Here is a 25,648-nt window from a genome sequence, read left to right as displayed (position 1 = left end):
GTTACGCTTTCTTTTACGTTTCCTCCGTTTCTTTCGATGCTTTCATCGCTTGGATTGTAGCTTCAACGATTTTCAATTCTCTTTCGTCCAAGGCGTTCAACATGGCATCAATCCGCTTTCTGCACTCGCTCCCGCTATTCTGGGACGGGTAAAAGTATTGATCCACCGATATATCAAACATTGTGACCATCTGATAAAAGGTGTTGAGGCTTGGATGCTGGCCGTCATTTTCGTTATACATAATGGTACGCGGAGCGCGGTCAACAATATAGGCCAGTTGCTCCTGCGTCATGCCGCTGGCTTCTCTTGCCCGCTTGATGGCGAGCCCTATATCGTGAAAATCAAAGCGTCTTTCATCTCGTTCTATCTTCATAACATCACCTGATATGATTTTACATTTCATGTGATATTATTTGAACGACTGTGTATTTCATACTACTGACTATTTAATTTCACTATATTTTCTTCCTAAACTTGTTTTGTTCGAGCCGAAGAACTATAATGTACTCTATGGAGGTGCAGAATGGATTATATGACACTAAAAGAGGCCGCCGAAAAATGGGGCGTGACACCTCGTAGAGTAAATTACTATTGTGCTGCCGGGCGTATTCCCGGTGCTGTAAAGATGGCAACTATCTGGCTAATTCCAAAGAACACAGAAAAGCCGATTGACGGAAGGACAAAACAAGGGAAGGAGTTGCGCCATGAATAAAATCCTGATTATAGATGATGACAGAGAACTGTGTGCTTTGATTAAACGCAGCGTACAAGCAGAAAACATAGAAGCTGATTTTTGTAATACCGGAAAAGATGGTTTACAGAAATTAAAAGAGCAGGAATACCAGCTTGTAGTGCTGGATGTGATGATGCCTGGTATGGATGGCTTTGAAACGCTGGAAGAAATCCGCAAAGAGAACAGTCTGCCGATTTTGATGTTCACATCTAAAAATGACAGCATTTCTAAAGTACGGGGCTTACGGGCCGGAGCGGACGATTATCTTACAAAACCGTTTGATATGGATGAACTGATTGCCCGTATTGCGTCTCTTATTCGCCGCTACACTCGCTTTAATCAGCAAGCTGGAGCCATACAAAAGCTAAATTTTGACGGATTGCAGATTGACCTTGAAAATCGTTCTGTTACGACGGAAAATGGCACTTTTGAACTTCCACCAAAGGAATTTGATCTGCTCCTGTACTGTGCAAAGCATCAAGGGAAAATTTTGACAAAACAGCAGATTTATGAGGAAGTTTGGGGCGAAGAATATTTCTATGATGACAGTAACATTATGGCGATTATCAGTCGGCTTCGTAAAAAATTAGAAGTCAATCCTTCAAGCCCAAAGTATATACAAACGGTCAAAGGGATTGGCTACCGGTTTAATAAGGAGGTGTAGTCAGTATGGAAATCATTGTATTCTTGTCCATTGTGATTGCTGTTGGGGCTGTATTGACTTCCATCGTTCTCGTTCGGCGTGTAAAAAAACAAATAGCAGAAATGACCGATGTGCTGGTTGATGTGAAAAACGGAAATGGCAACCGGCGTATTCTATCTGCAACAAATGAACTGACAGCACCTCTTGCCTATGAAATCAACGAGATCGTTGTGGCCTATGAAAGCAGACTTTCAACTGTACGGCAGACAGAAGAAACCAACCGCCAGCTTATGACGAGCCTTTCACATGACGTGCGAACGCCCCTTACTACTCTGATTGGGTATCTTGACGCTGCACACAAAGGACTGGTCACAGGAAAAGACCGGGATGATTATATTGAAACCGCCCGCCGGAAAGCCCATGATCTGAAAGAATATATTGATGTACTCTTTGACTGGTTCAAGTTAAATTCAAACGAGTTTGCTTTGGAGATCCAGAGCGTTGAGGCCGCAGAGCTGACAAGAAATATCCTCATTGACTGGATACCGATTTTTGAGGATAAACAGGTTGATTATGACATTGATATTCCTGAACAGCCTGTCCGGGTAAGATTGGATATGGATAGCTATATGAGGATCATCAATAACCTTATTCAAAATGTAATCGCTCACAGCCATGCAGACAAAATCAAAATTGCCCTGTCAAAGAAGGAAAGTAACATGGAGCTGCTGCTGGCGGATAATGGAGTGGGAATTGAGAAAGAAGATTTGAAACACATATTTGAACGGCTTTATAAGTGTGATAAAGGACGCTCTGAAAAAGGCAGCGGACTTGGTCTTTCTATTGTCCATCAGCTTGTAGAAAAGATGGGTGGAAGCATAACAGTTGAAAGTTTTCCGGGAAAGGGAACTGAATTTGTGTTGCGTTTTCCTTTGGAGATTTAAGCGGGTTCCCGTCCTTACGGCGGGAACTCTTGTCATTTTAGCCGAATTTCAAATTGCAAGGTTAATGCAAGGTTGCGGCAAGGTTAATGCAAGGTTGGCATGATAGAATACCTTACAGAACAGGAGGTTTTGAATATGGATACAAATTATATCATTGAAACAAAAAATCTGACGAAGCAATACGGCTCACAAAAGAGTGTGGCTGACTTAAATATCCATGTGAAGCGTGGGAGAATTTACGGTCTGCTGGGCAGAAACGGAGCCGGAAAAACCACTACCATGAAAATGCTGTTGGGCTTAACGAAGCCGACTTCCGGGGAGGTCAAAATCTGGGGAAAGTCTTTGCAAGGGAATGAAAAGAAGTTGCTCCCCCGCATTGGCAGTCTAATTGAGTCCCCCGGCTTTTATCCGAATTTGACCGCAACGGAAAATCTGCGTATTTTTGCTACTCTGCGGGGAGTGCCGAACAGCCATGCAATCAAGGACGCTCTGGATTTGGTCGGGCTTCCTTACAAGGATAAAAAGCTGTTTTCGCAATACTCTCTTGGTATGAAGCAGCGGTTGGCGATTGCCCTTGCAGTCATGCACGACCCGGAACTTTTAATTTTAGACGAGCCTATCAATGGACTTGACCCTATCGGTATCGCAGAAGTACGTTCCTTTATTCGTGAGCTTTGTGACGCGCGAGGAAAAACCATTTTGATTTCCAGTCACATTCTTTCGGAGATTTCCTTGCTGGCTGACGATATTGGAATTATCGACCACGGCGCATTGCTGGAAGAAGAAAGCCTTGCTGAACTGGAGCAAAAAAGCAGTAAGCATATCCGGTTTACGCTCTCTGATACTGCACAGGCAGCAAGAATTTTGGAACGCAATTTCCATGAAAACCATTTTTCCATACAGGACGACCACAATCTGCGCCTGCACAACCTTGATCTGCCTGTGGGTAAAATTGTAACTGCCTTTGTAGAAAACGGATTGGAGGTATCAGAAGCACATACCTGTGAAGAAAGTCTTGAAGATTACTTCAAGCGTGTGACAGGGGGCGAAGGAATTGCTTAAACTAATCAAATGCGAATTTTTGAAATTGAAACGGAAGAAATTTATTCCGCTGATTATTCTGGCTGCTTTCCTGTTTCCAATCCCGCTGACTTATCTGATGACAACGCCCTCTATGATGGAGCGATATACAGATCGGGCAGATGCTTTTGACGGACTATTTAACATGGTGTTGGGATATGGTATCCAGTTTTTACTGCCCTGCATTATTGGAGTGATTGCCGCTATCCTGTTCTTTATGGAACGCGACAACGATACATTCAAAAATCTGCGTACAATTCCCGTAACCAGCACGCAAATGGTGCTTGCAAAGATTATTGTCCTCTTTCTTTTGGGAATTGTTTTTTGTGTGGCTTCTACCATTGCAACAATTCTTTGCGGATTTGGAACATTAGAAGTTTATGGAATAGGCTATAAATTGTTTTTAGCGGTTGAAACAGGAATTTTCATTACGGCAGGAACACTCCCGTTGATTGTTCTTGTTGTCTTTTTCAGTAAGACCTATGTTTTTTCCATTTTGCTGTGCGTCTTTTACAGCGTTCTGAACATGAGTGCTACGGCATTGTTTGACACGCTGCCTAAAACCATGTTATGGCTTCTGCCCACGCCACTGACTACATTTTGGAGTGCAGGAGATATGGCGGCTCATGGAATAAAAATGGATTTGGAGCAAATGACAGGGCTAATTCCTTCAACATTTCAAGTTGTATTCATTCTTGGGATCATGGCATTGGTTTCGTTCTTACTAATTGACAGATTATATAAGCAGAGGGGGGAATAAACATGGTTCGCATTGTAAAAACAGAATTTTATAAATTGAAAAGGTATCATATCCTTTGGGCTGGCGTTGCACTCATGCTCCTATCCGTCCTGCTGACCTTGTTTACCTCTATGGCGAATGATGGTTCCGTTTGGGATTTCGCCTATCTTACAGAACAGGTCATCAAAAACAATATGTCCATGATTTTTCCGATGTGTATCAGCCTAATTGCTGGATATATGATTTCTCGCGAGCAGACGGATGATACATTGAAAAATATTCTGACTGTGCCGATCTCTTTTAAGAAACTGCTGACCGGAAAATTGATTGTGTGCGGCGTATTGTCTATTATTTTCGGGCTGATATGCAGTCTGTTTACAATCATAGCAGAAATGATTGTGGGATTTCCCGGCTTTGAGATTTCCTTAGCTCTAAAAGCAGCCTTGCAGATTACTGCGGTTAATTTCTTTTTATATCTTGCGGTTCTGCCGATTATCGCTCTTACTTGTCGGAGGGCAGGCAGCTTTTTAGTCGGTGTAATCATTGCTTTTGTCTATGGATATGGAGGGATGTTTGCCGCAGGAAATATGACATTAGCAAACCTTTATCCGATTACCGCAAGTCTCGGAATGGTAGGCTACCGTAGCTATGATACCGCAGTCAACTGGAATATCGGAACCTGTTCTTGCAGTCTTGCACTTGCTGTCGTTATTTCTGCCATCTTGATTTTGTGCATAAAAGAACGAGAAGCAACCCAAACAAAGAAAAAGGCCAAAAAGGTAGCTCCAAAGAAAGGCTGGTGATGATTTTATGAAGAAAATAGTTTTAGCATTGGCATTTGTCCTTTTGGGAAGTTTTATGCTTGCTGGCTGTTCAAAAGATGAAATTCTCAATCATTACAATAACATTGTTCAGTCTGCGGGCTCCATAGAACTGACAGGGAAATCGTCACTGCAAGGGGAAAAAGAAAAAGGAATTGATGATTATACAGGGACTTATACGGCTGATTATGCGAGCTTTTCAGGTACAGAGTATTTGTTCGGAGGAACTTCCATAAAGAGAGAAGCCGGTAAGGAGCTGTCCATTGATTGCACCTTGGAGATTACGGAAGGTACTGCAAAAGTATTTTGGATTTCTGGATCTGATGAAGCAGTCACGTTGATTGAAGCAACCGGAACTTATAGCGATACAATTACGCTTCCCGATGGTGGAAATTATATCGGCATTGAGTGTGAGAATTTTACCGGAAACATTGAATTGAACATTGAATAATACTCTGCCGCACGACGGCAAAAGAAAAAAAGCCGTCGTACAGCAGACACATTTTCACGCGCCTATGAAGCGGCGGCTTTGATTTTCAGAGCCGCCGTTTCTTTGCGTCTACACAAACCAATGACGACTTGCAGGGACACGGTAGCCGATGGGAGGTTATTTTGCCGTGTCCTTTTCTCTTTTTCGCAGTATCCATGATCTGCACCAGCTAAAAAAAGCGTAGCCCCTCCATCGGAGCAGTCCGGCTTTGAATGTGAAATTAAACAGTACATAACCGATAATATATTTTCGTGCGCTTGTGCGGCCTTGTGTCACGCAGGCGCATTTTGCTTTCCAGACTTCGAGACAAAGTGTCCCGAGGCGCGGTGCCGTTCTCCGCCGTTACTCCATTTCGTTTCCGACCAACCCCGAACAAACTGAAATGGAGGATTTTACGATGACTACTATCAATTTGAAAGATTTATATTATTGGTACACGCAGGATCAGCTTATCGAAGTTTCTGACGAGGTGGCCGAGGTATTCAAGGCCAATGCCCGCTATGAAATGGCCTACCAGCGGCGGCTCTCCCGGCACAAGGCACAGTATTCTTTGGACTGCGATGACGGGATTGAATATTCCGCTTGCCTGCATGAGCCGACCCCGCAGGAACTCCTTGAACGGATGGAAACCTTTCTTCGTTTGTGGAACGCTCTCAATTCCCTGCCGGAGATTCAGGGCCGTAGAATTGACGCACATATCATTCTTGGCAAGTCGATTAAGGAAATTGCCGAGGCCGAGGGCGTACATGAGGAGTCTATTCGCCAGTCGATCAAGCGTGGCCTTGAGCGCATGAAAAAAACTTTTTGATTTTTTCTTCTTAACCCACTTGGAATTGATGAAAAAATGTCTCGGTTTATGAGAGGAGGTTTTCTTCCTAACGCAAGGGAATAACGGCAACCCTGAGCAAGTTCGGGGAGCCAGACGGTGGGTGCGCGGTGACATTTCCAAAAAGAGATTGAGCGAACAACACCAACATCGTAAATGGGCCCGGCCATCCCAAGGCCATGATCCGGCGCTGAACAGGTTGGCTGCCTGTTCCTCCGGGCGTGTCGCTTTACTTGCGTTGAGAGCGCCGCACAGAAAATAAAGATTGTCTTTGGACAGGCCAAGTAAATATGTGCGGCGCTCTCTAATATTCAAAAACTATAATAAACCTCGAGACAAAGTGTCCCAAGGTGGAGTAAGGCAACAGGCCAGCATCCCAGTGGTGCTGGCCTGTTGCGTTTCCCTACCAAACAGAGGGAGGCGTTCTATCAATCTGCGAAGGAGGTTTACCGTGAAATTAACTACACAGGAACTTGAACAAATGAGAAGCGTTGACATTGGCGCGGTGGCTGCCGAGTCCCTGCCTGATGTGAGCGGTATGACCTTTGACAATGCGCTTTCCCGAAAGGAGCGCATCTCTCAATTTTTGCAGACTGTCAAAAATCCATACTGCTTTTGCATCGGTGGTGTTGGCGTGAAAATTGAATTTGCTGAAAGCGGGCCATCTCTCCAAGATAAGTTGACGGATTTCCTGCTGCGGCAAAGAAGCGGGCTGTAACTTCGGTTACAGCTCGTTTTGCTTCTTCGAGACAAAGTGTCCCGAAGCGGAGGCATCCTTGTTGTCCTCCCCGGACAGAGTTATAATATAAGTGTAATGTGATAGGGAAGGAGGAACAATGGCACGAGCAAAAAACAGAGGGTATCAGCAGAGTTTCTCTCCCTCTTACACAATCCGCCGCTGGCGGCTGGGCATTTATATCCGGCTTTCAAAGGAAGATTTGAAAAAAGGAAAAGACGATAGCAACAGCGTAAAAAACCAGCGTGACCTACTGAACGATTTTTACCGACGCAACATTGACGAGTTTGAAAGTATCACGGAATATGTAGATGACGGACATACTGGAACGGACGCTAACCGTGAAGATTTTCAACGGCTCTTGGCGGATGTCATGAGTGGTAAAATCAACTGCGTTATAGTAAAAGACCTGTCCCGCTTCGCACGAAATTATAGCGATGCAGGAAGTTTGATCGACAACCTGTTTGTTCAAATGGGTGTTCGCTTTCTCAGCCTTGCTGAGAATGTGGACAGCTACAAGAACCCCGACAGCGTTTCAAATATCATCGTTCCCATTACAAACGTGATGAACGATAATTACTGCTATCAGACTTCCAAAAAGATCCGGCAGGTATTTGATTACAAACGGCGCAACGGCCAGTATATCGGAGCATTTGCTCCTTACGGCTATGTAAAGCACCCAAAGGACAAGCACAGGCTGATTGTTGATCCCGATGCTGCTGAAAATGTCAAACTCATTTTCACAATGCTTATTCAAGGGTCATCAAAACGTGCTATCGCGTTGTACCTGAACGAACACGGCGTACCGAGCCCCTCGGCTTACAAGGTACAAAAGGGCTTGCCTGTTTCTACAAGAGGGTATGACGATCCTATGTGGGGAGCCCGCATGATCCACTCCATTCTTACTAATCCGACCTACACCGGGGATTTAGCCCAAGGCCGGAGCCGAGTGAAAAGCTACAAGGTACACCAGATTGAAGCCGTTCCCCGTGAGGAATGGGTGGAAGTGGCTGGAACGCATGAGGCCATTATCGACTATGAAACTTTCGACAAGGTACAGGCTCTCCTACAGCGTGATACCCGTACTTCCCCGAAAGGCCGTGAGGTACATTTATTCAGCGGCTTTCTGAAATGTGCCGATTGCGGGCGGGCCATTACCCGATGCGTTGGCAAGAACAACAATGTATATTATTCTTGCTCAACCTACAAGAACCGTTCCCGGACGGCCTGCACCATGCACTCAATCAAGCATGAGCGGCTGGAGGCTGCTGTTCTGTTCGCCGTACAACATCAGGTGCATTTGGCTGTTTCCTACTCGGAAATCGTCACACAGATCAATTCCGCTCCAATCAAAAAAAGCCAGTCTTACCGACTGGACGATCTGATAGCTGCAAAAGAGCGGGAACTGACAAAGATAACACGCTACAAGCAGTCTCTTTATCAGGACTGGAAAGACGGTGAAATCACCCAGCAGGAATACCGGGATATGAAGGCCGATTATGAACGGCAGACTTCTGATATTTCCGCAGTGCTTACCCGGCTGAACGCTGAACGCGCAGAACTGGCAAACGGTGTGGACAACGAGCATCCTGCACTGGTAGCCTTTATGAAGTATCAGAACATTGAAGCCCTCAACCGTGAAATCTTGGTTGAACTTGTGGACTATATCAAGGTCTATGAAAACGGCAATATTAGCGTGAAATTCAAATTTGCTGACGAGCTCCGCAAGATTGCCGAGTACATTGAAATTAACACTACGGAAGATACCGCAGTAGCGGGCTAACCCCCGCTACAAACCCCTTTGACAGTGTGTTTTCCTAATAGGCGCTAATCATATGTAAATAGTCCATAGAAGTATCGTGATGCATATAATTTTTCTTTTCAGGATTGTAATATCCCTTTTCTTTCGCTAAAAAACCAAAGAAGAACGGCTTAATAACACGCCCTGTATCATCTCTCCGTATCCATTTTTCCTTTAATTTTCTTAACTCATCAGCGATTGTAATATCAAATTCTTTTTTTGCAGCATCAATAGCAAGATTGCTTAACACGGCTAACTGGCAGATATCAAAATAGACTTCTTCAATGTCTTTATATTTAGCTCCATGATTTAACTGATGCCACATGTGAGTTTGAAGTTCCTGAGAGAGATTGATAATATCTCCGATTTTATTTACTGAAGTTTTAATATCTAAATCAGCTTTTTGCTCCGCTGTGTAGAACCTAGTTGTTTTTTTGGCTTTTACCATATTAGTAGGAACTTTAAATAGCTCATAATTCTTTTCGGCAGCTTTTATAAATAATTCATTATTGGTAATCATAATTGTGTCTGAATCGAACGTTTATACCCCATGTCACCATGTATTTAAATGGGCTTAGACTATCTCATCTTCCTCTTGTCTTCATAATAGAAGAGTAGGAGTCCGGCGCTTCCACATAGAGAATTTCACTCTACATGTACAGACTTCATCTTCTCTGAGAGAAGGTATGTCTTAGTCGTTACATCTTCAGGAAAATTGCTTTTCCAGCTTGACACGATATTGTCTTTATAAAATTTCGAATAAATAATTTTTAATATATTTTTTATTATTTGCAGATTTGGAAATATATTCTATCACGGTCCTCTGCGAAAAATTTTGGAATTCTGGGATGGTGTTATTACAATATTTTGCACAATCTTTTATACAGGGAAATATCTTTTCACTTTTGTTTGGGAAAATTAACTTTATTTGTTTCGCCCTTCCATTTGCACTGCCATGTCGGGCTAGTTTTTTCTTTTCATCAGGATTATTTTTATAGAATTCTTTTAGTGTAGTATTTTTATAATTAGAATTATTACTACCGTAGCGTTTATAATGTCCAACTTTTGCACCATGTTGGATATTTTCTTTATGCGATGACCATTCAAGGTTATTGACATTATTATTTGTGCGGTCATAATCTTTATGATTTACTTCAGGCAGGTTATTGGGATTTGGCAAGAAGTGCTCTGCAACCAACCTATGTATTTTAACAGTTTTTGTTTTTCCTTCTTTACATAGTTTTCCTTGTAAATAACCATCTGAATTTGTGTTAAGTGCAATTAATATTCCATTTCGATATTGTGTAACACCATTTCTTTTTAAAATTGCTCTGTCTTTACTTCTGAGTTTTCCAGTATTACTGATTTCGTACAATTCTTCATATTCTTTTACTTCTTTCCAAATTTCTTCCATATATTCCTTTCATTTTTATAAAGAGTTTCATCGTTAGCATTCATTATTGAACACACCCTAGATTTCTAGGTTCACCGAATTTTTTACTTACAGATTACTCCGTAAGGCGGACTTCGATTTTATCCAATCCGCACCATTGAGTCTTTCCAATATATTCTCACCAATACTATTTATACATATAATTTCATCTGTTAAATTGAAATACTTATCAATTAATGCACATTCCACATTATTAGATAATAAGATATTTGAAACACATACGTGAGGCGACCTTGAACCAAGAATTTTCTTTCCATAAGGAAATCTTGTGGTATGCACATTTCCTACCCCTAATATTGACTCTCCATAAAATTCACCTATCGTATTAAGAAGTAATTCGTATGGATTACCCAACAAAGTAGAGTAGTTACCTTCAATCAGGACATGACCAGATTTTAAATTTCTCTTATATGATTTGATTAACTCATTCACAAAATCCTTATACCATTTTGTTTCACAAAACTTATTGTTTAATCCCATGAGTTGATAAATGATTTCATTCTTTGTCTTGAGATTATTCGATTCAAACTCATGCTCATCTGAATATTTTACATAATGACGAACTGCGGCAGGTTCAGTTTTAAGTAAGTACATATAATCCAGAGAAGGTTGAATAAATTCTCTCACCTGCTTTTTTGTGAGCTGTAGCGTATTAATCAACTGGTAGTGACTTTGCACCATTCGTCCATCAAAAAAGTGTGTTTTCTTTTCATGCTTAACAACACCAAAGGTACTGTCGATATTTTTTAACCACTGTTCAATCGTTCCAAATTTTAGATACTTAATACTACTTGGTGTAGTTATAAGTTTTATATCCTCAATGCTTTCTGCAAGAGTAAATCCATTAAGTTGACTAATATCACTTATATTATTATCTTTAAAAAATTGTTGAATGTTTGTGTTGAAGCAACACGATTTGAAAAAGTTTTTTCTGAGAAGTATCATGCCATATTTGTCATAGATACCCATAATAGATTTGTCAATAAGAGATAGTCCATCCCAGATTGAGTTAGATATTTTTACTTGCTTTTCACCTGTTTGTAAAGAATATTTACCATTTTCTTCTTTCATTTCAGTAGCAATTACCGTATCAGTAAATGTACTCTCATAATCATCTAAGATTAAAATATTTTCTGGTTTAATTTCAATAGTATCAATAATAGAAGATAGTGTAAGAGCAATATACGCTTCCAGTGCAGCTAAATCAACTTTATCTCCTTCTTTTAATTTAATACCGCACATTTCCCATTTGTGCATTCGCTTGTATAGCTTTTCATCAATAAATAAACATTTACCAACACGACTGCTTCCAGAAGAACGTTTAAATCGCACATAATGTATTCCGTTACACCAAAATCCATTTTTATAAAGTTCATATCTTAGATTAGCAACAGAGTTTAATGTACCATTTTTCTTTATTTTATAAACACCATCTTCATAAATAAAATTGTCTTTAAGAAGAGTTTCAGGAACTATTTTATCAGGTGGAACGTATATACCTGTCTGTATAGCAATAAGTTCGCCGTTTGCTACGTATACACAGTTTGTAATACTGTTTTGACTTATTTCATAACCAAATTTTACATATAGATATTTTGGATATTTACATTTACCTTTTTTCTTTTGTTCCTCATTCTCTTTTATACTTCCTATTTTATTGTATTCCTTATTAGAATATTTAAAAGTAACATTGATAACTCTATCAGTGTGTTCCATTTCATTGCGTTCATACCATGAGAACCGCTTATTGCGATATTCTTTTAAATACACTTCTCTTAATTTTATTAAATCTAAACTATAGTCTAAGGTGTTTTTAAATTTGGCAATATTATATGAACCATCTTTACGTTTCAGGTTATATCCCTGTTTAGGATATAAGTAATTAGCAATATAAATATCTTTTGCATCTAGGGATGGAATTTTAATACCATCCAGCTTAATCACCTACTTTCTTAATTAATTCGTTATATTCTTTTACCCACTCTGGATCAATTTCGCAACTAGCATTAACATATCTTATAATAGCTGCTTTTAATCCTTCTAATCTCATTGAATCATGTATTTTTCTTGGCAATATACCAAGAGGAGGTTTTTTATTTTCCATTTTCATTGCCTACAATTTCTTCAAATGTTCTTGGAGTATATTCCATGTAATCCATCATACAACCTCCTTCTCATATAATCCCTGTATTTCCTGTAACGCTGCAATTAGTCCCGGAAGATTTTCATGCTTAATACATATATACTCTTCGTTGTCACTTGTGTTTTCAATGAAAATATCTCCATCATTATTTTCAGTTAAATATGTATTAGCATTTGGCTGAATTTTAATAGACTGTCCATCAGTTTCAATATTGTATATTTTACATTCTGATCCATTGCGCTCCCAAAGAATTAGCCTATCATTTAGTCCTAAACTCTTAGAAAAAGTATGTCCATAAACAGTAATAATTGCTACACTAGCAAGGGCTGTAAAGTCATCTTTAATATCATCTAAGCAGAAAGCGTAGTCATTTAATTTACTGTTAGCAACATCGAAGTAGTGGAAGAAGAGGTTACGTTTTTCTCCCATAGCAATTACAAACTTTCCACCTTTAAGTTGTAATAAATATCCCGGCTCAATTTCAAATTTTGTAAATCCTATTAAATCAGATATGTCAATACCCATTATTTTACAATGTTCTTTGAGAATATCATAATCTTTTATATCATCAAAACTGTAACAAAAGTTAGATGTGTTTTCTTTTAATGGACATCTGATACAAGGATACCCACTGCATTTTTTGCTTAGTCTTTCTGACATAATTTTCATTTGTTCTAATCTATCCATATATTCACCTCCCAAGCTAAATATCCAACACGTATATCAGTATAAGGATATCTGTGCCCTAACTTTCTTTTTGTGTAAGACTCACTGAGCATGAACGGGAGATTTCTACGTTTAATATTTTCTTTATCTCCATTAAAAAGAACCAGTTCTTCATTTGAGATAACAACAGCATTTCCAACAGATATTAAATCACCTGAAGTAGTGCCTTTTTCTAAGTATTGCACTGTATCCCCTACATGAAGTTGTTCTCCGAATACATCTGTTTTATTTACAGGTGATCCTAATACTCCTAAGTCTTTTCCATTGATTTTGAGATGTAAATGTTTATCTGCAACAGGAGCAGAAGTGTCAGTAGATTTATTTTCTCTATTAAATAATCTATCCATTACAACATTTACTCCAGTTTCAAAATCAAAAGTATCATCAGGATGTAGCTTAGCTTCAGAACGTTTTACGACTTTTCCATTCTCTTTGAGAATAGCAATAGTAGTAGTATCGTCAAGAGTGATGTGGATTTCTTTATTTGAAATTAATTCAAAGAACTGGTCTGTATTATCTACAGTAAAAAAATGACCAATAGTGTTTTTGTTTTCATGGTCTAATATTTTAATTTTCATCATATTACCGGAAAGAATATCCGTTACAATTGCTTTTTTCATATCTTTATTCGTATGTAAATATCGCTTATTAATTCCTTTTATAATGTCACCTTTTTTAAATTCATTCATTATTTTTAATCCTTTCTTTTTATGTATTATTTGATGTATAACTTGCTATGCAAGTGTAATTGCCCTGTCAGACTGATACCTACGTAAAGATTGCTAAAGCAACTTTACTACGGGTCTGACGGGTAATTTTTCTCCGTAGAACTCATGTTGCAAAGCAACAATCGTTCTTACTCGAATAAATACAATGTATTTGGTATTTTTATTTTTTTATTATTATATATTTATATACATATATCTTTTATTAAAGAGGAGTATGCTAAATATATAGTAAATATAAGGTTTTAGAATTTACTTTAACACCGTCAAGATTGATACTTGGTGGTAAAATTCATTTAAGCAAAAAATTCATTTAATAAATCTCTCATTCGCTTTGATGGGAGATATAAAATTATAGGTTTATCTTCTCTAATTTGGCTTCTCCATATCCATTGAACTAATATTGAGGTAGCGTATTCATCTTGATTTAATTGGATATTATGTTGAGCAAAGAAATTTTTAATCACTGGATTTAAATAAACATTTACCATAAATGCTAATGATTTTTTGTTAGCATATTCATTTGTTCCTCTTGTATTAAATGGAACAAAACATGGATTTTTCTTGCTTCCTGTGTATCCTTTTCCTTTAAGCTTTGATTGATAATCTTTGAATGTTACCCACATATTATCAATCATCAGTGTTTTAACTTTATTATGGAAATAATTATAAAGATGATTTTTTAATATTTTCATGTGCAGAGAGTTTACATTAGATTTGTACCAAGAGCTGCTTAATGGAATTTTAGATTTGTATTCTCGTTCACCTATTTGATTTAATTTCTTATCATCAAGAACAGTAATAAGCTGTTTATATTTCTGACGTTCAATTATATCATTTGATTTAGAATATGGAGATAATTTTCCGTTTATAAGTGAACAATGTTGATATTCAATATTGTGTAATTTAAAATATGCTTCTTGTATATCGCCTGACCATAGATAGGTGAGAATGTATATATTGTTGAAGTATTCAAAAAAGTTCGATGGATAATTCCAGATGAGCTTTACGGGAGTTTTGTCACTATCCTGATATGCCATTAGAGAATTCAATTCAGCGTATTTTCTGATTTCTTTAACCCATTTTCCTTTATATTCTTTAGCGTTTTCATTCTCATTATTCCATATTACAAATCCATCATCAGAGATTTTAATATATTCATTGTTTAAAATGATTTTGAGGTCGCTTTGAGGTATGTGATATTCTTCAATTACCTGCATTGCTTCATCTAATATTAGATTATAATTTTGAACTTGCAATAGATTTAAACATTCTCTATCAATGTTTTTTAATAGAGCATGAGTTGTTACAATATTTCTGCCTGAAGCTACTAACTCTTTAAAATCTGATATTTTTCCTCCGGGTTTGTTCCTTGGTTGAAAACCTTTAATGTTTTCTAAGGCAACTTCGTATCTGTTTACTTCACTAAGATAGGGGACGACTATTAAATATTGTTGTTCAGGATGAGAATTGATATAGTTAATCATCCATGTTGATTTTCCTGACCCCATTATGGAGTCAATTACTTGTATCATTAACTGCTTCCTTTCGTAAGTAATTATTTGTTATAAATAATATGAATTCTTCGTGCAACATTTGTTTCTCTCTTTGGACATCCATTTCCGATAAATTGATTACATTGATAGAAGCAGAAAATGAAAATGTGTATCTTCTTTCTGTGTGCTGACAGGTAATATATCCTTTGTTTACTAAGCTAGTAATAGCAGATTTTAATATTGATTCCATCTTCTGAATGGATAATGTCCGCTGTTCTTGTGTCATTTCTAATGTAGTACCATCAGTATTTTTGAAAACATACTTTTCATTATTGTCAATTTCTACAAGACCTAATAGAACACAGATATCTTTAAATGTGACATTGCTAAATTGTTTCTCCGAGCAGTTGTTAATGACTTGAAGTAATATTTGACTTATATATCTTGTATATATATTTCTGGGATTTTTATATCTTTTATCTCTTGGTTTTGATAGTGTGAATTTTAATGTTTTCTTATCGTAAACTTCTTTAATAATAAATGCGTGACCACTTTTTTGATAGCTAATCAATTCTTCGATTTCTTTTAATTGGCGAATTTTTGAATTGCTTGTTTTAGGTTCAATTCCTAAAATCTTACAAAGTTCTTTATAATTTTTTACTATCATTCCCGGATGTAGTTTACTGGTATCTATTCTTACCATCTCCTTTTATGCGTACAGCTCAGTCAACTGTTTCTTATCTGAATTAGTTGCAGTAGTGGTTATCTGTGAGCGATTGTTTTGTTCTACCATTATAAGCAATTTCTTACTTATATCTAACGCACCCTTGATGTAATGTAAGTCGCTTTCTCCTGAAGATACTGTTTCGTAAAATGCTTTATATATTTGATTTTTATTTATCATTATTCTTTCACCTCAAAATAGTATTTTTCAAGTCTTTCTTCACCAATCTCTTTAATTGCTTGCTGTGCAATTGTATCTGATGTGAAATAGATTTGTTCTGACAGAAATTGGGATACATCAAAATTATCAATCATTATACGGTTTCTCTCATGGTTAAAATATAGACAATACTTTTGTTCGTCATCGTTGCTCCAATCAATTTCTTTTTCATTGTGTTCCAGAGCAAAACGTTTTAACTCCATAATCACTTTCTGTCTTTCCAATGCAAATTCAGCCTCTTTTTTTGTTTTAAAGCAGTTACCGATAGCATATCTATTTTTATACATATTTCTATTATCACAAGTGGTTTTCTCGATATGACCATCGCTGTAACTATAATAATATGTTTCATTTTCTTCTGGTTTCCAAACTTTATTCTTTGGCTTATTAGCTTTCTCAATTAAAGACAGGAGAGTAGAGCGTTCTTCCGGAGATAAATTCTCCATATTTACTGTAATGTTGTTATTATCCATTTTATTTTCCTCCGTATCTTCAAACATTTCGTCCGTCCAGCGATAATTACCACAATCACCATAAATCAAATATCCATCACCTCTAATTTCACGTATTGTCTGCTCTCCTTTGAAATTATCCATTGCAGAAACATACACATGATGTCCATACCGATTGTCTTTAACTAAATCACTTCGTACTTTAACTTTATCCCCAATTTTATATTTCATATAATTTTTCCTCTTTTGTAATAACTAAATTAGAAGGTTTTAAATTTTTTAAATTAGCTTTTATTATTTCTATTACATTTAAGTGTTCCAATGGTTCGAAATAACTCCTGTAAAAAATTGTAACCATGTTTTTTGTAAAAGCTTTTATACCTTTTATTTCAATAATTTCTTTTGCTGCTGTTTCAATGTATGATTCAGTATTGAAAACCAAAGCAACAAGGGCATCATTGTCAATTTGGTAGGTCAAACCTCCGTAATCAAAAGATGATGCAATTTTATCTTCATTAGTAACAATATCGACAAGCAATTCTGGAATGTCATGTTCTAACGTTAGTATTGTCCCATAATTAGAAACAAACCAGTATTTCGGTAAACTGTGTCTTGCCTTGTAGAAAGGTTGCCCCTTAGCTGTTTCCGGCAAATAGCACTGCCGGAACTCCTCATCATCTTTCGGCTGGTAAATCAAAAGTCTGGGGATTTCCAGCGAAGTTCTTCTATTATTCCATTTTTCAAAAATTTCTTGATAGTATTTGTGATTTCTTTTGTTGTTCATGTAATTTGTTTCCTTTCTTTTCAAATATCTTCATTATATTTTTTACCTTGTAAAATCTTTTCTAAAGTCCATAAAACTTTCTGGTATGCCAGAGCTGTACAGTTCTTCTGGATACATTCTTCTTTGGAAGTCGGAAGATTTTCATAAAGTAAATCAATTTGGTTATTTAAAACCTCTGTGAATTCTTTGAGGTTGTTTACTATTATTGCGTTTTTATCCATCTAAGTTATCTCCTTTAAATTAGTCTAAAAAAGTAAGTATGTATGGTATAGCAAAAATACATAAACATTCTGGCTTACCAGTTATAATCATACCTGCAATTGCAGCAATAGATACTACAGTCCACATAATTCCAAAATCACTCATTTTTCAATATCTCCTGTACAACAGTATTTACTAACTTTCCATCAGCCTTACCTTTTAAGCTAGGCGTAATTACTTTCATAATCTGACCTTTGTTCTTAGTAATGAGTTCAATATTATTTTCTTCTACAAGCTGGATAACATATCTTTCAATTTCTGATTTATCCATCATTGTAGGAGCAATCTCTTTTAATATTTCAATTCTTAATGTGAATTCCTCTAATTGTTCCAATCTGTCAGAAGGACAAGTATCTAACATTTCTGTTGCTGTTTTGAGTTCTTTAAGAATAGCAGCATTAACGATTTCTTCTGAAATGTTATCCTTACATCCTTTTTCAATTGCCATGTTTTTAGCTGTTGAAAGGACAGAAGAGAGGACTTCTTTTTTTAATTTATTTCCTGCTTTCATTGCAGTAATCATTTGTTCTCTAAGTGTTTCTATTGTCATTTTTATTATACTCCTTTTATTTTTGTGTATATTGTGAAATATTTCAATCCACTTATATATGTAGAATGCATCAATATGATTAAAAAAATATCATTGGATTTTGAGGATTTCAATCCACTTATATATATAAAATGCATCAGATGCCAGAAAAGAAACACTGGTGGCAGATGTGATTTCAATCCACTTATATATATAAAATGCATCCTACGGATTTAAGCCTTTCCGTTGCCAAAAGTAGATTTCAATCCACTTATATATATAAAATGCATCAGCAAATATATATAAGACTTATCTATTATCATTGTGCATTTTATACATATTTGTGGTTATAAAAGCATTATCTGTTTTCGAATAATTAACATATTGCTATGATTAACTATCGTACTAACTGATTTCTTTTATCTACTTCTGGTGCGAATCTATTAAGAAATATATGTTCACTGTCTAATCGCACCAAGGTGGGGTTGAACCTCCTACCTATATTTTATATATAATATTTATAATATTTATAATATTAGTCATGTTATTTTACTTGTCTGAGATATAATAATCTTACCTATGTAAGTTCTATCTATAATTTATAGGCTACCGCCCTAGACAGGTAATTTCAATACACGCATGTATGTAAATTACATCTCTATTGTTTTAAACGCTTTAGTGTACTAAAACTTATTTCAATCCTCACATATATGCAAATTACCTCGCAGCCAGAAAAAATACTGGTGGAACTTCTGATTTCAATCCGCACATATATATAAATTACCTCTAAAAAAGAGATATTCCATTTTAGCACCCCCTTGATTTCAATCCACACATATATGTAAATTACATCAGCAAAAATACATAAATGTGACTATCATATTTTGTATAATTTACATAATGTTATGGTTATAAAAGCAATATTTTGTTTCGTATATATAGTGATAGTAATCATAGTATATATACTACTATCAAATTTCTTTTATCTACTTTAGTGCGAATTGCCATGTAATTTATGTGTACTTTATATTCGCACTTGGCGGCGTTGAACCTGCAACCATATATTATTAAGCAATAGATTTTTTATATTTTTTCTTTGAAATATTTAAAATATTTATTGCTGCATTTATATCTCTATCATGTTGTATACCGCATTTGGGACAAATCCACTTTCTTATTTTTGTATCTTTTACCTGAGTATTTACAAATCCACAGCTACTACATGGTTGAGTTGATTTATCGTATCTTCCGATTGCAACAACTGGAACATTATATTCTTCACCTTTTCTTTTTAACAGTGCTAAAATTTCTCCCATAGCTGCGTCTGATAAATTATTATGTTTCACTCTTGTTTTTCTTGACATTTTTCATCATATCCTTTACAGATAAATTTTCGATTCCTATAAAGCTTGACTGTCTGATAACATCTAAAACCATGTTCTCCATGTGATGTTTACGCTGTCTGGCTACTTTTCTTTCAAGCTTTGCGGCTTGTAGTTTGGTTTCCTGATAACGTTTTGATGGAAGAGTATCATGGTCAACTTTATATTTTTCTCTGAATTTAATATTTGCAAAACCTTCTCGTCTTGAAAGTTGTCTATGTAGCTGTTCTCTATGCTTTTGAACTTCGCCATGTTCTCCATTTTTAAATCTTGGATTACTATATTTTGTTCCATCAGATAAAATCATTAAATCAGTAACGCCAACATCAATTCCTATTTCTTTTTTATTATCACTGTCTTTAATAAGTTTATATACATTCTTTAAACAAATCTGTATAAAATAATCTCCGCAGTTGTCTTTTTTAATAGTGAAGAGGTGAGCTGTACGCTTATGTAGTTCACAATATTCTTTGAATGTCATGTTGCAAGTTTCATCAAATCTTAGAATTCTAAGATAATTTTTCATTCCTCTTGCTTTGATCCGTCCAACTTTATTTAGGTTGAGATGTACTACATTGTCGTTAGTTTCATTGAAAATAATTTTGCTTAATGTCTCCTGATACGTATAACTTCTTCTTGGATGCTTCTTTGAGTAATAAGGGGCTTTACTGCTTTCGATTGGTCGCTTTACACCTTTTCCATTTGTTTTCTTTTTCTGATTGCCTTCACTTACTTGAGCGTCTAGCCTTTTTGATAAGTCTCTTTTAAAAACTCCATTGTTACCGGATAGAGCAGAAGCAGGGATAATAGAAATACTAGGTCGTTCTTCTCTGAGTTTTTCTAAATAATCTTTTTTTATCATAGTATTAATATTTGGAAAGTGTATCTTTTGTTTGCTTTCCTTGTCTTCACGTTCAGTTGTATTTGTAAGATTAGTAAACATATCGTATACCGCTATGTTGCATGCTTTGTGAAGTTCATGAATAATGGTATCAATAGTTTCTTTTTGAGAAGAAGTTGGGTACAATCTTAAATTAATTGTATATACAGGTAATTTTACGTACCGTTCAAACATTGTCATTTTCTCTCCTTTTAAATTATCTATCCAATTTATTCCTCATTATACCAACTATAGATGCACCAAGAGCAGCTCCTATTGATAATGCAAAAGCTTTCCAGTCGTACAGATTTATAATAGTGGTAAAACATGCAACTTCTAAGCAAAAACCTGCTATAAATAAAAATGTTTTCATTTTACATTTCTCCTTTTATTCAAATAATTCTTTTAATATTCTTGGCTTGTATTTTTTCTGTTTGGTTTTAGAGGCTTTTTCTAATTTACCATTAGCAATACTTTTTAGATTAAATCCATATATTTGACCAAGGATTTCTAATTCATTCTTAATTTCTCTACGTTCCTTTAATGTATCCTGTAGTAGCTTTGCCATTTTATATCCCTGACAGGCATTAAGCGGATGAAATTCTATATAATGGTAGATGTCAGTTATTTTCTGGTCTGCAACGGATAACTCATGGATGAGTTGTATTTTATATGCTTTAATGTTTTCTGAGTCTTTCTCTAAAGAGGAGAGTAGACTTTTCATGTTTGACTCCATGTGAATACCTTTTTATTTTTTATTCTTCCTGCAATGTTATTTCTTCCAATGTATTTGTTGACGGATTATATTTATATGGCAATCCGTTTGGTGCGTAGTAGGGCGATGGAGCGGTTGAGCTATATTCGCTGGATATCTTCCCATTCCAGAAATACACGATATTTGTTGTTGCATCGTAGTATAAATAGCCTTTATTTATTTTTTTAAGCTGTCCTATTCCCACTTGCATTACAGCATTTTCGTTATCAGAGCCAATGTTGATATTTGTATTGGTTTGATAACAGCCTGTAAGTGCTGACAATGTAGCAACGAGTAACAGTGCAATCAATATTTTCTTTTTCATTTTATTCTCCAATTTTAATAATACTGTTATATAAAACTGTGTGCTCATCATCTATATCTTCATCAATATGGAAGTGACCAAAGTACCAATGTTTATAATCAACATTTTCTTTTATATTCTCTAAGTAGTTTGTTAGTTTATCAGGCGGTTTAATTTCTGGTATTAATTGATTAACAATTGAGGTAGGAGCAGTATGGGTAAGAATATAATCTACTTTGAAATTAGCTTTTTCTAAGTTCTTATTTGCAGTTTTATATTCTTCTGCTGAAGGCATTTCTTCAGCCCACCATGAGACACCTTCTTTCCTGAATTGCTTATCAACCGAAGCTGCTCCTCCCATAGTGAAGAAGGTTGTTCCGTCAATATTAAATATCTGACCTCTCATTAAATGCATTACTTTAGGTCTAATTTGATGCACAAATCCTCCATTCCACAGCATAGGTTTCATTTGATTTAATAGGTTATGATTTTCGTGATTACCATCCACGAATAGAGTAGTGCATGGCTTTTCGTTTAACCAGTCAAGCCAGTAGTTTTCATCTGGTGAGTTATTCCATACTAATCCAAAATCTCCACATATAACAAGGTAATCATTAGAGGTGAGAGAGATGTTATTTTTATTTAGACTTGGTGTTGATAGCTTGTATATATCGTAGTTTCCGTGTGTATCACCTGTTACGTAGAACATTATTCAATCACTCCATTCCATGAATTAAATTCTTGAATATCTTTTTCTTCTTCATTTTTATTATCTAAGTATTTTCCATAACGCTCAAAAGCTTCTTCTACTGCTGTTTTATAAGTATTATCAATTCTTTCTATGTAGTAACTTCTACTATGAAGGCGATTGACTTTTCGAATTTTTACTTTATAGCAAAGTCCAATAAATTGACCAATATATTTGCTTATAACAACTTTGTACTTCTCATTTCGATATATGCATTCTTTCTTTAATGTTTTAAATGTTTTCATCAATCACTCCGTTCCATTCTTGTAAATCTTGATACAATTTTTTTGATTTCTCTTGACATAATATTACATCTTCATACGTATGAAATATTTTTTTAATTAGGTCAGGATAGTCTGTAAACTCAGAGTAATCAGCATAGTCTCTAAATACAGGAAAAAACTTGTTTGTTTTGTATAGCTTTACTGTAATAAAGACTCCTGTTTTAATTACTGCACGATACTTTTCACCTTTATATTCTATATTCTTTTTAATTATCTTCATTGTACTGTTTCTCCAAATTTTTTTTCAGTTTTAATATATCCCCCGTACTTATGTTTCCTTTTGATAGGTGGTCATAAATGGTTTTGTTTATTTTCTTCTCTTTGCTTAAATACCAAAATAACTTATCATCTGAATCTAACATTACGAGTATTGACTCAGCTAAAACCTGATTACCGATTAACTTCGTTAAGTGTGCAATGCACACAGTAACTAGGGCATCATGGAGAGACATGGTTTACTCCTTTCAATAATGCGAGTTACTATTTTATTTTGGAGATAAGCGGGATTTATAGGGAATGTTTCATTTTCTAATATAGAAAGAATTTCTTCATCTGTAAGTTTGAAGTGTTTGCACATTTTATTTGCGGTTTCCTGTGAGAGATTTTTCATTTCGATTTTAACATCAAATCGTCCATCACGAATGAGTGCAGGGTCTAAATCTTCAATGTGGTTGGTAGTTGCAATGAAAACCGTATTTGGAATAGAGAATACACCATCAAGAAACTGGAGTAATAACTGTGCAGCTTTTTGCTGATTTTCAGTTTTGAGATTATCACGAGTAGAGAATATACAGTCAATATCTTCGAGTAGAATAATGCTTGTATCTTCATCGCAATCGTCCATTTCTATTTTTATTCGTTCTATTTGAGCTTCATTGAAATCCCCCATATTTACAACATACAGGTCTGTATTTAATTCTTTGGCAATTGCTTTTGAGATGGAAGTCTTTCCTGTTCCGGGTGCTCCATAGAGTAGGATGCCTGTTTTATGAATAATATTTAGCTGTTCATATAAATCTCTATTTGTTTTCCACTCTTTTAAGAAGCTGCTTATATAGCTTATATCTGTATCAGAAAAGATTTCATCTAACCCCTTATTTGTTACTGATTGATAGCTTATTGCCCAACTAGGCGTTTTTCTGTTCTTATCTAAATAAAGTGTATTAACACCTACTTTGTTATTTTGAACATAATTTTGTACATAGTTCATAGTGTTTATAAATTTGATTTTAGCTTTAAGTGCTTCGATGCCTAAGAATGTAATGTAAAATCGGGGATAACAACCGGATAATGGATTATATACATCGGCTGTTCTGATGAACATGTAAGCGTTCATGTTGTCAATTTTTAGAAGTATAGTTTTATTGTGATTTAAATCTCCATTTTTGTTGCAGAATTTTTCAGCAGATTTTGCTGCTCTTTTTATTGTGTTAGAAATAGTAGTGTATATCTGACGATTAGCACCAATATCTAATGTTGGATAGAAATTTTCTTTAAGTGAATTTGAGAAAAATCTCAATGTGTTGTTGGTGGCTGTTTCTAATTGTTTATTGAAAAATGCGTTTGAGATGGTACGAATTTTTCTTTGGGTGTTCGTTTTAAAAGTGTTTATTTTATTCATGATTACGTCCTTTCTTTATTATATTGGTATGCTATCACACTCTAAACGAAAAGTCAATATATAAATGAAATATTATATTTTGGAGGATTTGATGTGAAGAATGAGAGAGGAGATTTAGGGGCATGAGAGATGAGCGAATGAGGGGATAATTGGGGAGATTGGAAGGGGACTAGGAAGAGTAAGGATGGTGGGAGAAAAGGGGGAATATGGGGGTTTTAGAGGGGTTTAGAGGGTTAGAGTTTGTAGATGTACCAGCTAAGGGGTTATAGCCTGAAAAATGGTGTTTTTTGAGTTTTAAAGCACCCCCTAGACACGCAAAAAAGTAAGTAAAATACATATTTTGCAAAGAAATTTTAATTCTTGATTGACTTTTTGGAAAGAGTGTGGTAATATAAGACCAACGACAGGGGGACACCTCTTTTAGTTCTTCTGTTTGGCATATCGGGGAAAAAATCTTATTTATCCACATTATCCACATTTCCCCAAACCAATAAATCATTAAATAACTTCCAATTCTTATTGGAGTTATCCACATTGCACTTTGATAACTTTATAAGGCTTTACACCTTGCCAAACCACACACACTGTATTATATTATAAGTAACCATAAACAACGCTTATAATATAGAGGAGTGAGAAAGAATGGGTGATTACATGACGGGAAAAGAGATAGTAAACCTAATTCGTAGACTGCGCGAAAAAGGACTATCAAGTGATGAAATTCTGGATATTATAGAATACATTGAAACACATGAACCTAAAGAGCAAGTAAAGAGCAAGTAACTAAATAACATTATTGGTTAAGGTGTAAGGTCTTATAAAATTATTAGGGTCTTGCACCTTTTTAATTTTATACTGCTATAACCGCATAGGCATTACACATAAATAAACCCTATACATATAGCAATATACCTACTCTGTATGGTATACTCTTTATATTATATTACATAATAGGAGAGGTATAAAAACATGACAAACAAAGAACTGTCAAACCTTGTAAATACTTATATTATCAATAATGGTATAAACAAAGTATTTCTAGCTGAAAAGCTGGGCATATCAAGACAAGCACTTGATAAGCTTTTAAATAAAAAGCAATTCAGCCTGGATGACGCTAACCGCATACTTAATATTATAGGATATGAAGTGTCAGAAGTATTGATAAAAAAAGTATGATAAAAATAATAAAAAATGGTTGACAACTACTTAAAACTGTGGTATTATAAAACCATGACAAGGAACGATACCAAATCTTGTAAAACGAACCTCTTTGTTAGGTCTAGGAATGGTAAACCCCTTGCAATATGTAACTTGTAAACCAACACCAAAATGAAAGGAGAAAATAAGCAC

General features: G+C 35.7%; 36 protein-coding genes. 12 read left to right on the top strand and 24 right to left on the bottom strand.

Annotation, left to right across the window (positions count from 1 at the left end; genetic code table 11):
* Positions 1-13: 13 nt before the first annotated feature.
* Positions 14-373, bottom strand: coding sequence for a helix-turn-helix domain-containing protein (locus CGC63_RS09840; protein ID WP_014080204.1), 360 nt, complete (start codon positions 371-373; stop codon positions 14-16).
* 150 nt (positions 374-523) lie between these two features.
* On the opposite strand from CGC63_RS09840, the gene CGC63_RS09835 reads away from it, so the two are divergent.
* The 10 genes from CGC63_RS09835 (at position 524) to CGC63_RS09785 (ending at position 8,795) form a co-directional block, all read left to right on the top strand.
* Positions 524-712 (top strand): helix-turn-helix domain-containing protein, encoded by a 189-nt coding sequence (locus CGC63_RS09835; RefSeq protein ID WP_003020371.1) that lies wholly within the window; start codon positions 524-526, stop codon positions 710-712.
* Positions 705-1,397, top strand: coding sequence for a response regulator transcription factor (locus CGC63_RS09830; protein ID WP_003020373.1), 693 nt, complete (start codon positions 705-707; stop codon positions 1,395-1,397). Before CGC63_RS09835 ends, CGC63_RS09830 begins: the two co-directional genes overlap by 8 nt.
* A 5-nt stretch (positions 1,398-1,402) precedes the next feature.
* Positions 1,403-2,320 (top strand): sensor histidine kinase, encoded by a 918-nt coding sequence (locus CGC63_RS09825; protein ID WP_003020375.1) that lies wholly within the window; start codon positions 1,403-1,405, stop codon positions 2,318-2,320.
* Positions 2,321-2,455: 135 nt separating this feature from the next.
* Complete coding sequence (locus tag CGC63_RS09820) at positions 2,456-3,382, top strand: ABC transporter ATP-binding protein (RefSeq protein WP_040351106.1); 927 nt, start codon at positions 2,456-2,458, stop codon at positions 3,380-3,382.
* On the top strand, positions 3,375-4,160 hold the full coding sequence (locus tag CGC63_RS09815) for an ABC transporter permease (protein ID WP_003020381.1): 786 nt from the start codon (positions 3,375-3,377) through the stop codon (positions 4,158-4,160). Before CGC63_RS09820 ends, CGC63_RS09815 begins: the two co-directional genes overlap by 8 nt.
* Before the next feature lie 2 nt (positions 4,161-4,162).
* Positions 4,163-4,942, top strand: a complete 780-nt coding sequence (locus CGC63_RS09810) for an ABC transporter permease (protein WP_003020385.1) — start codon at positions 4,163-4,165, stop codon at positions 4,940-4,942.
* Positions 4,943-4,949: 7 nt separating this feature from the next.
* A complete protein-coding gene (locus tag CGC63_RS09805; RefSeq protein WP_003020388.1) occupies positions 4,950-5,411 on the top strand; it encodes a hypothetical protein in 462 nt (153 codons plus the stop codon).
* A gap of 436 nt (positions 5,412-5,847) precedes the next feature.
* Positions 5,848-6,258: a sigma-70 family RNA polymerase sigma factor gene (locus tag CGC63_RS09795; protein WP_040351107.1), complete on the top strand. Its 411-nt coding sequence runs from the start codon at positions 5,848-5,850 to the stop codon at positions 6,256-6,258.
* A 469-nt stretch (positions 6,259-6,727) separates the two neighbouring features.
* Positions 6,728-6,994 carry a DUF6870 family protein gene (locus CGC63_RS09790; RefSeq protein ID WP_089438684.1) on the top strand — a complete coding sequence of 89 codons (267 nt, stop codon included), beginning with the start codon at positions 6,728-6,730 and terminating at the stop codon, positions 6,992-6,994.
* 118 nt (positions 6,995-7,112) lie between these two features.
* The gene (locus tag CGC63_RS09785) at positions 7,113-8,795 is read left to right on the top strand and encodes a recombinase family protein (protein ID WP_003020398.1); all 1,683 of its coding nucleotides are present in this window, start codon (positions 7,113-7,115) and stop codon (positions 8,793-8,795) included.
* Positions 8,796-8,829: 34 nt separating this feature from the next.
* On the opposite strand, the gene CGC63_RS09780 is transcribed toward CGC63_RS09785, so the two are convergent.
* From CGC63_RS09780 to CGC63_RS09680, 23 genes are all read right to left on the bottom strand, one after another.
* The gene (locus tag CGC63_RS09780) at positions 8,830-9,333 is read right to left on the bottom strand and encodes a hypothetical protein (protein ID WP_003020402.1); all 504 of its coding nucleotides are present in this window, start codon (positions 9,331-9,333) and stop codon (positions 8,830-8,832) included.
* Between the two features lie 225 nt (positions 9,334-9,558).
* The gene (locus tag CGC63_RS09775) at positions 9,559-10,227 is read right to left on the bottom strand and encodes an NUMOD4 domain-containing protein (protein WP_003020405.1); all 669 of its coding nucleotides are present in this window, start codon (positions 10,225-10,227) and stop codon (positions 9,559-9,561) included.
* Positions 10,228-10,314: 87 nt separating this feature from the next.
* Positions 10,315-12,210: a hypothetical protein gene (locus CGC63_RS09770; protein ID WP_003020408.1), complete on the bottom strand. Its 1,896-nt coding sequence runs from the start codon at positions 12,208-12,210 to the stop codon at positions 10,315-10,317.
* Entirely contained in the window at positions 12,203-12,370 is a 168-nt protein-coding gene (locus CGC63_RS15455; protein WP_169899500.1) for a hypothetical protein, read from the bottom strand. Before CGC63_RS15455 ends, CGC63_RS09770 begins: the two co-directional genes overlap by 8 nt.
* Positions 12,371-12,424: 54 nt before the next feature.
* Positions 12,425-13,096, bottom strand: a complete 672-nt coding sequence (locus CGC63_RS09765; protein WP_003020413.1) for a hypothetical protein — start codon at positions 13,094-13,096, stop codon at positions 12,425-12,427.
* On the bottom strand, positions 13,084-13,824 hold the full coding sequence (locus CGC63_RS09760) for a hypothetical protein (RefSeq protein ID WP_003020416.1): 741 nt from the start codon (positions 13,822-13,824) through the stop codon (positions 13,084-13,086). The genes CGC63_RS09765 and CGC63_RS09760 overlap by 13 nt, the downstream gene beginning before the upstream one ends.
* A 332-nt stretch (positions 13,825-14,156) precedes the next feature.
* Positions 14,157-15,395, bottom strand: coding sequence for a DEAD/DEAH box helicase family protein (locus CGC63_RS09755; protein ID WP_003020420.1), 1,239 nt, complete (start codon positions 15,393-15,395; stop codon positions 14,157-14,159).
* The gene (locus CGC63_RS09750; RefSeq protein ID WP_003020421.1) at positions 15,379-16,059 is read right to left on the bottom strand and encodes a hypothetical protein; all 681 of its coding nucleotides are present in this window, start codon (positions 16,057-16,059) and stop codon (positions 15,379-15,381) included. The genes CGC63_RS09755 and CGC63_RS09750 overlap by 17 nt, the downstream gene beginning before the upstream one ends.
* A gap of 6 nt (positions 16,060-16,065) precedes the next feature.
* Positions 16,066-16,260, bottom strand: coding sequence for a hypothetical protein (locus CGC63_RS09745; RefSeq protein WP_003020424.1), 195 nt, complete (start codon positions 16,258-16,260; stop codon positions 16,066-16,068).
* On the bottom strand, positions 16,260-16,982 hold the full coding sequence (locus CGC63_RS09740; protein ID WP_003020428.1) for a hypothetical protein: 723 nt from the start codon (positions 16,980-16,982) through the stop codon (positions 16,260-16,262). The genes CGC63_RS09745 and CGC63_RS09740 overlap by 1 nt, the downstream gene beginning before the upstream one ends.
* Positions 16,972-17,535, bottom strand: coding sequence for a hypothetical protein (locus CGC63_RS09735; protein WP_003020432.1), 564 nt, complete (start codon positions 17,533-17,535; stop codon positions 16,972-16,974). The genes CGC63_RS09740 and CGC63_RS09735 overlap by 11 nt, the downstream gene beginning before the upstream one ends.
* Positions 17,536-17,555: 20 nt before the next feature.
* Entirely contained in the window at positions 17,556-17,756 is a 201-nt protein-coding gene (locus tag CGC63_RS09730; RefSeq protein WP_003020436.1) for a hypothetical protein, read from the bottom strand.
* 19 nt (positions 17,757-17,775) lie between these two features.
* On the bottom strand, positions 17,776-17,901 hold the full coding sequence (locus tag CGC63_RS15815; protein ID WP_003020440.1) for a hypothetical protein: 126 nt from the start codon (positions 17,899-17,901) through the stop codon (positions 17,776-17,778).
* The gene (locus tag CGC63_RS09725) at positions 17,894-18,346 is read right to left on the bottom strand and encodes a GatB/YqeY domain-containing protein (protein WP_003020443.1); all 453 of its coding nucleotides are present in this window, start codon (positions 18,344-18,346) and stop codon (positions 17,894-17,896) included. The genes CGC63_RS15815 and CGC63_RS09725 overlap by 8 nt, the downstream gene beginning before the upstream one ends.
* A gap of 1,046 nt (positions 18,347-19,392) precedes the next feature.
* Positions 19,393-19,689 carry a zinc ribbon domain-containing protein gene (locus tag CGC63_RS09720; protein ID WP_089438683.1) on the bottom strand — a complete coding sequence of 99 codons (297 nt, stop codon included), beginning with the start codon at positions 19,687-19,689 and terminating at the stop codon, positions 19,393-19,395.
* Positions 19,661-20,788, bottom strand: a complete 1,128-nt coding sequence (locus CGC63_RS09715; RefSeq protein WP_003020449.1) for an RNA-guided endonuclease InsQ/TnpB family protein — start codon at positions 20,786-20,788, stop codon at positions 19,661-19,663. Before CGC63_RS09715 ends, CGC63_RS09720 begins: the two co-directional genes overlap by 29 nt.
* A 16-nt stretch (positions 20,789-20,804) precedes the next feature.
* The gene (locus CGC63_RS15345) at positions 20,805-20,960 is read right to left on the bottom strand and encodes a hypothetical protein (protein ID WP_003020452.1); all 156 of its coding nucleotides are present in this window, start codon (positions 20,958-20,960) and stop codon (positions 20,805-20,807) included.
* Positions 20,961-20,975: 15 nt separating this feature from the next.
* Positions 20,976-21,323, bottom strand: a complete 348-nt coding sequence (locus CGC63_RS09710; RefSeq protein ID WP_003020455.1) for a hypothetical protein — start codon at positions 21,321-21,323, stop codon at positions 20,976-20,978.
* A gap of 19 nt (positions 21,324-21,342) precedes the next feature.
* Complete coding sequence (locus CGC63_RS09705; protein ID WP_040351108.1) at positions 21,343-21,666, bottom strand: hypothetical protein; 324 nt, start codon at positions 21,664-21,666, stop codon at positions 21,343-21,345.
* A gap of 1 nt (position 21,667) precedes the next feature.
* Positions 21,668-22,354, bottom strand: a complete 687-nt coding sequence (locus tag CGC63_RS09700; RefSeq protein ID WP_003020461.1) for a metallophosphoesterase family protein — start codon at positions 22,352-22,354, stop codon at positions 21,668-21,670.
* Positions 22,354-22,638: a hypothetical protein gene (locus CGC63_RS09695; protein ID WP_003020464.1), complete on the bottom strand. Its 285-nt coding sequence runs from the start codon at positions 22,636-22,638 to the stop codon at positions 22,354-22,356. Before CGC63_RS09695 ends, CGC63_RS09700 begins: the two co-directional genes overlap by 1 nt.
* On the bottom strand, positions 22,625-22,897 hold the full coding sequence (locus CGC63_RS09690) for a hypothetical protein (RefSeq protein WP_003020466.1): 273 nt from the start codon (positions 22,895-22,897) through the stop codon (positions 22,625-22,627). The genes CGC63_RS09695 and CGC63_RS09690 overlap by 14 nt, the downstream gene beginning before the upstream one ends.
* Before the next feature lie 210 nt (positions 22,898-23,107).
* Positions 23,108-24,298: an AAA family ATPase gene (locus tag CGC63_RS09680; RefSeq protein WP_003020472.1), complete on the bottom strand. Its 1,191-nt coding sequence runs from the start codon at positions 24,296-24,298 to the stop codon at positions 23,108-23,110.
* A 642-nt stretch (positions 24,299-24,940) separates the two neighbouring features.
* On the opposite strand from CGC63_RS09680, the gene CGC63_RS15340 reads away from it, so the two are divergent.
* Together CGC63_RS15340 and CGC63_RS09675 are read left to right on the top strand one after the other, a co-directional pair.
* Positions 24,941-25,081, top strand: a complete 141-nt coding sequence (locus CGC63_RS15340; protein WP_003020475.1) for a hypothetical protein — start codon at positions 24,941-24,943, stop codon at positions 25,079-25,081.
* Positions 25,082-25,267: 186 nt separating this feature from the next.
* Positions 25,268-25,474 carry a helix-turn-helix domain-containing protein gene (locus tag CGC63_RS09675; RefSeq protein WP_003020478.1) on the top strand — a complete coding sequence of 69 codons (207 nt, stop codon included), beginning with the start codon at positions 25,268-25,270 and terminating at the stop codon, positions 25,472-25,474.
* Positions 25,475-25,648: the final 174 nt, after the last annotated feature.

Origin of the sequence: Blautia hansenii DSM 20583 (assembly GCF_002222595.2) — a bacterium.
Taxonomy (GTDB): Bacteria; Bacillota; Clostridia; order Lachnospirales; family Lachnospiraceae; genus Blautia; species Blautia hansenii.
This window is presented reverse-complemented; position numbering and strand designations above follow the sequence as displayed.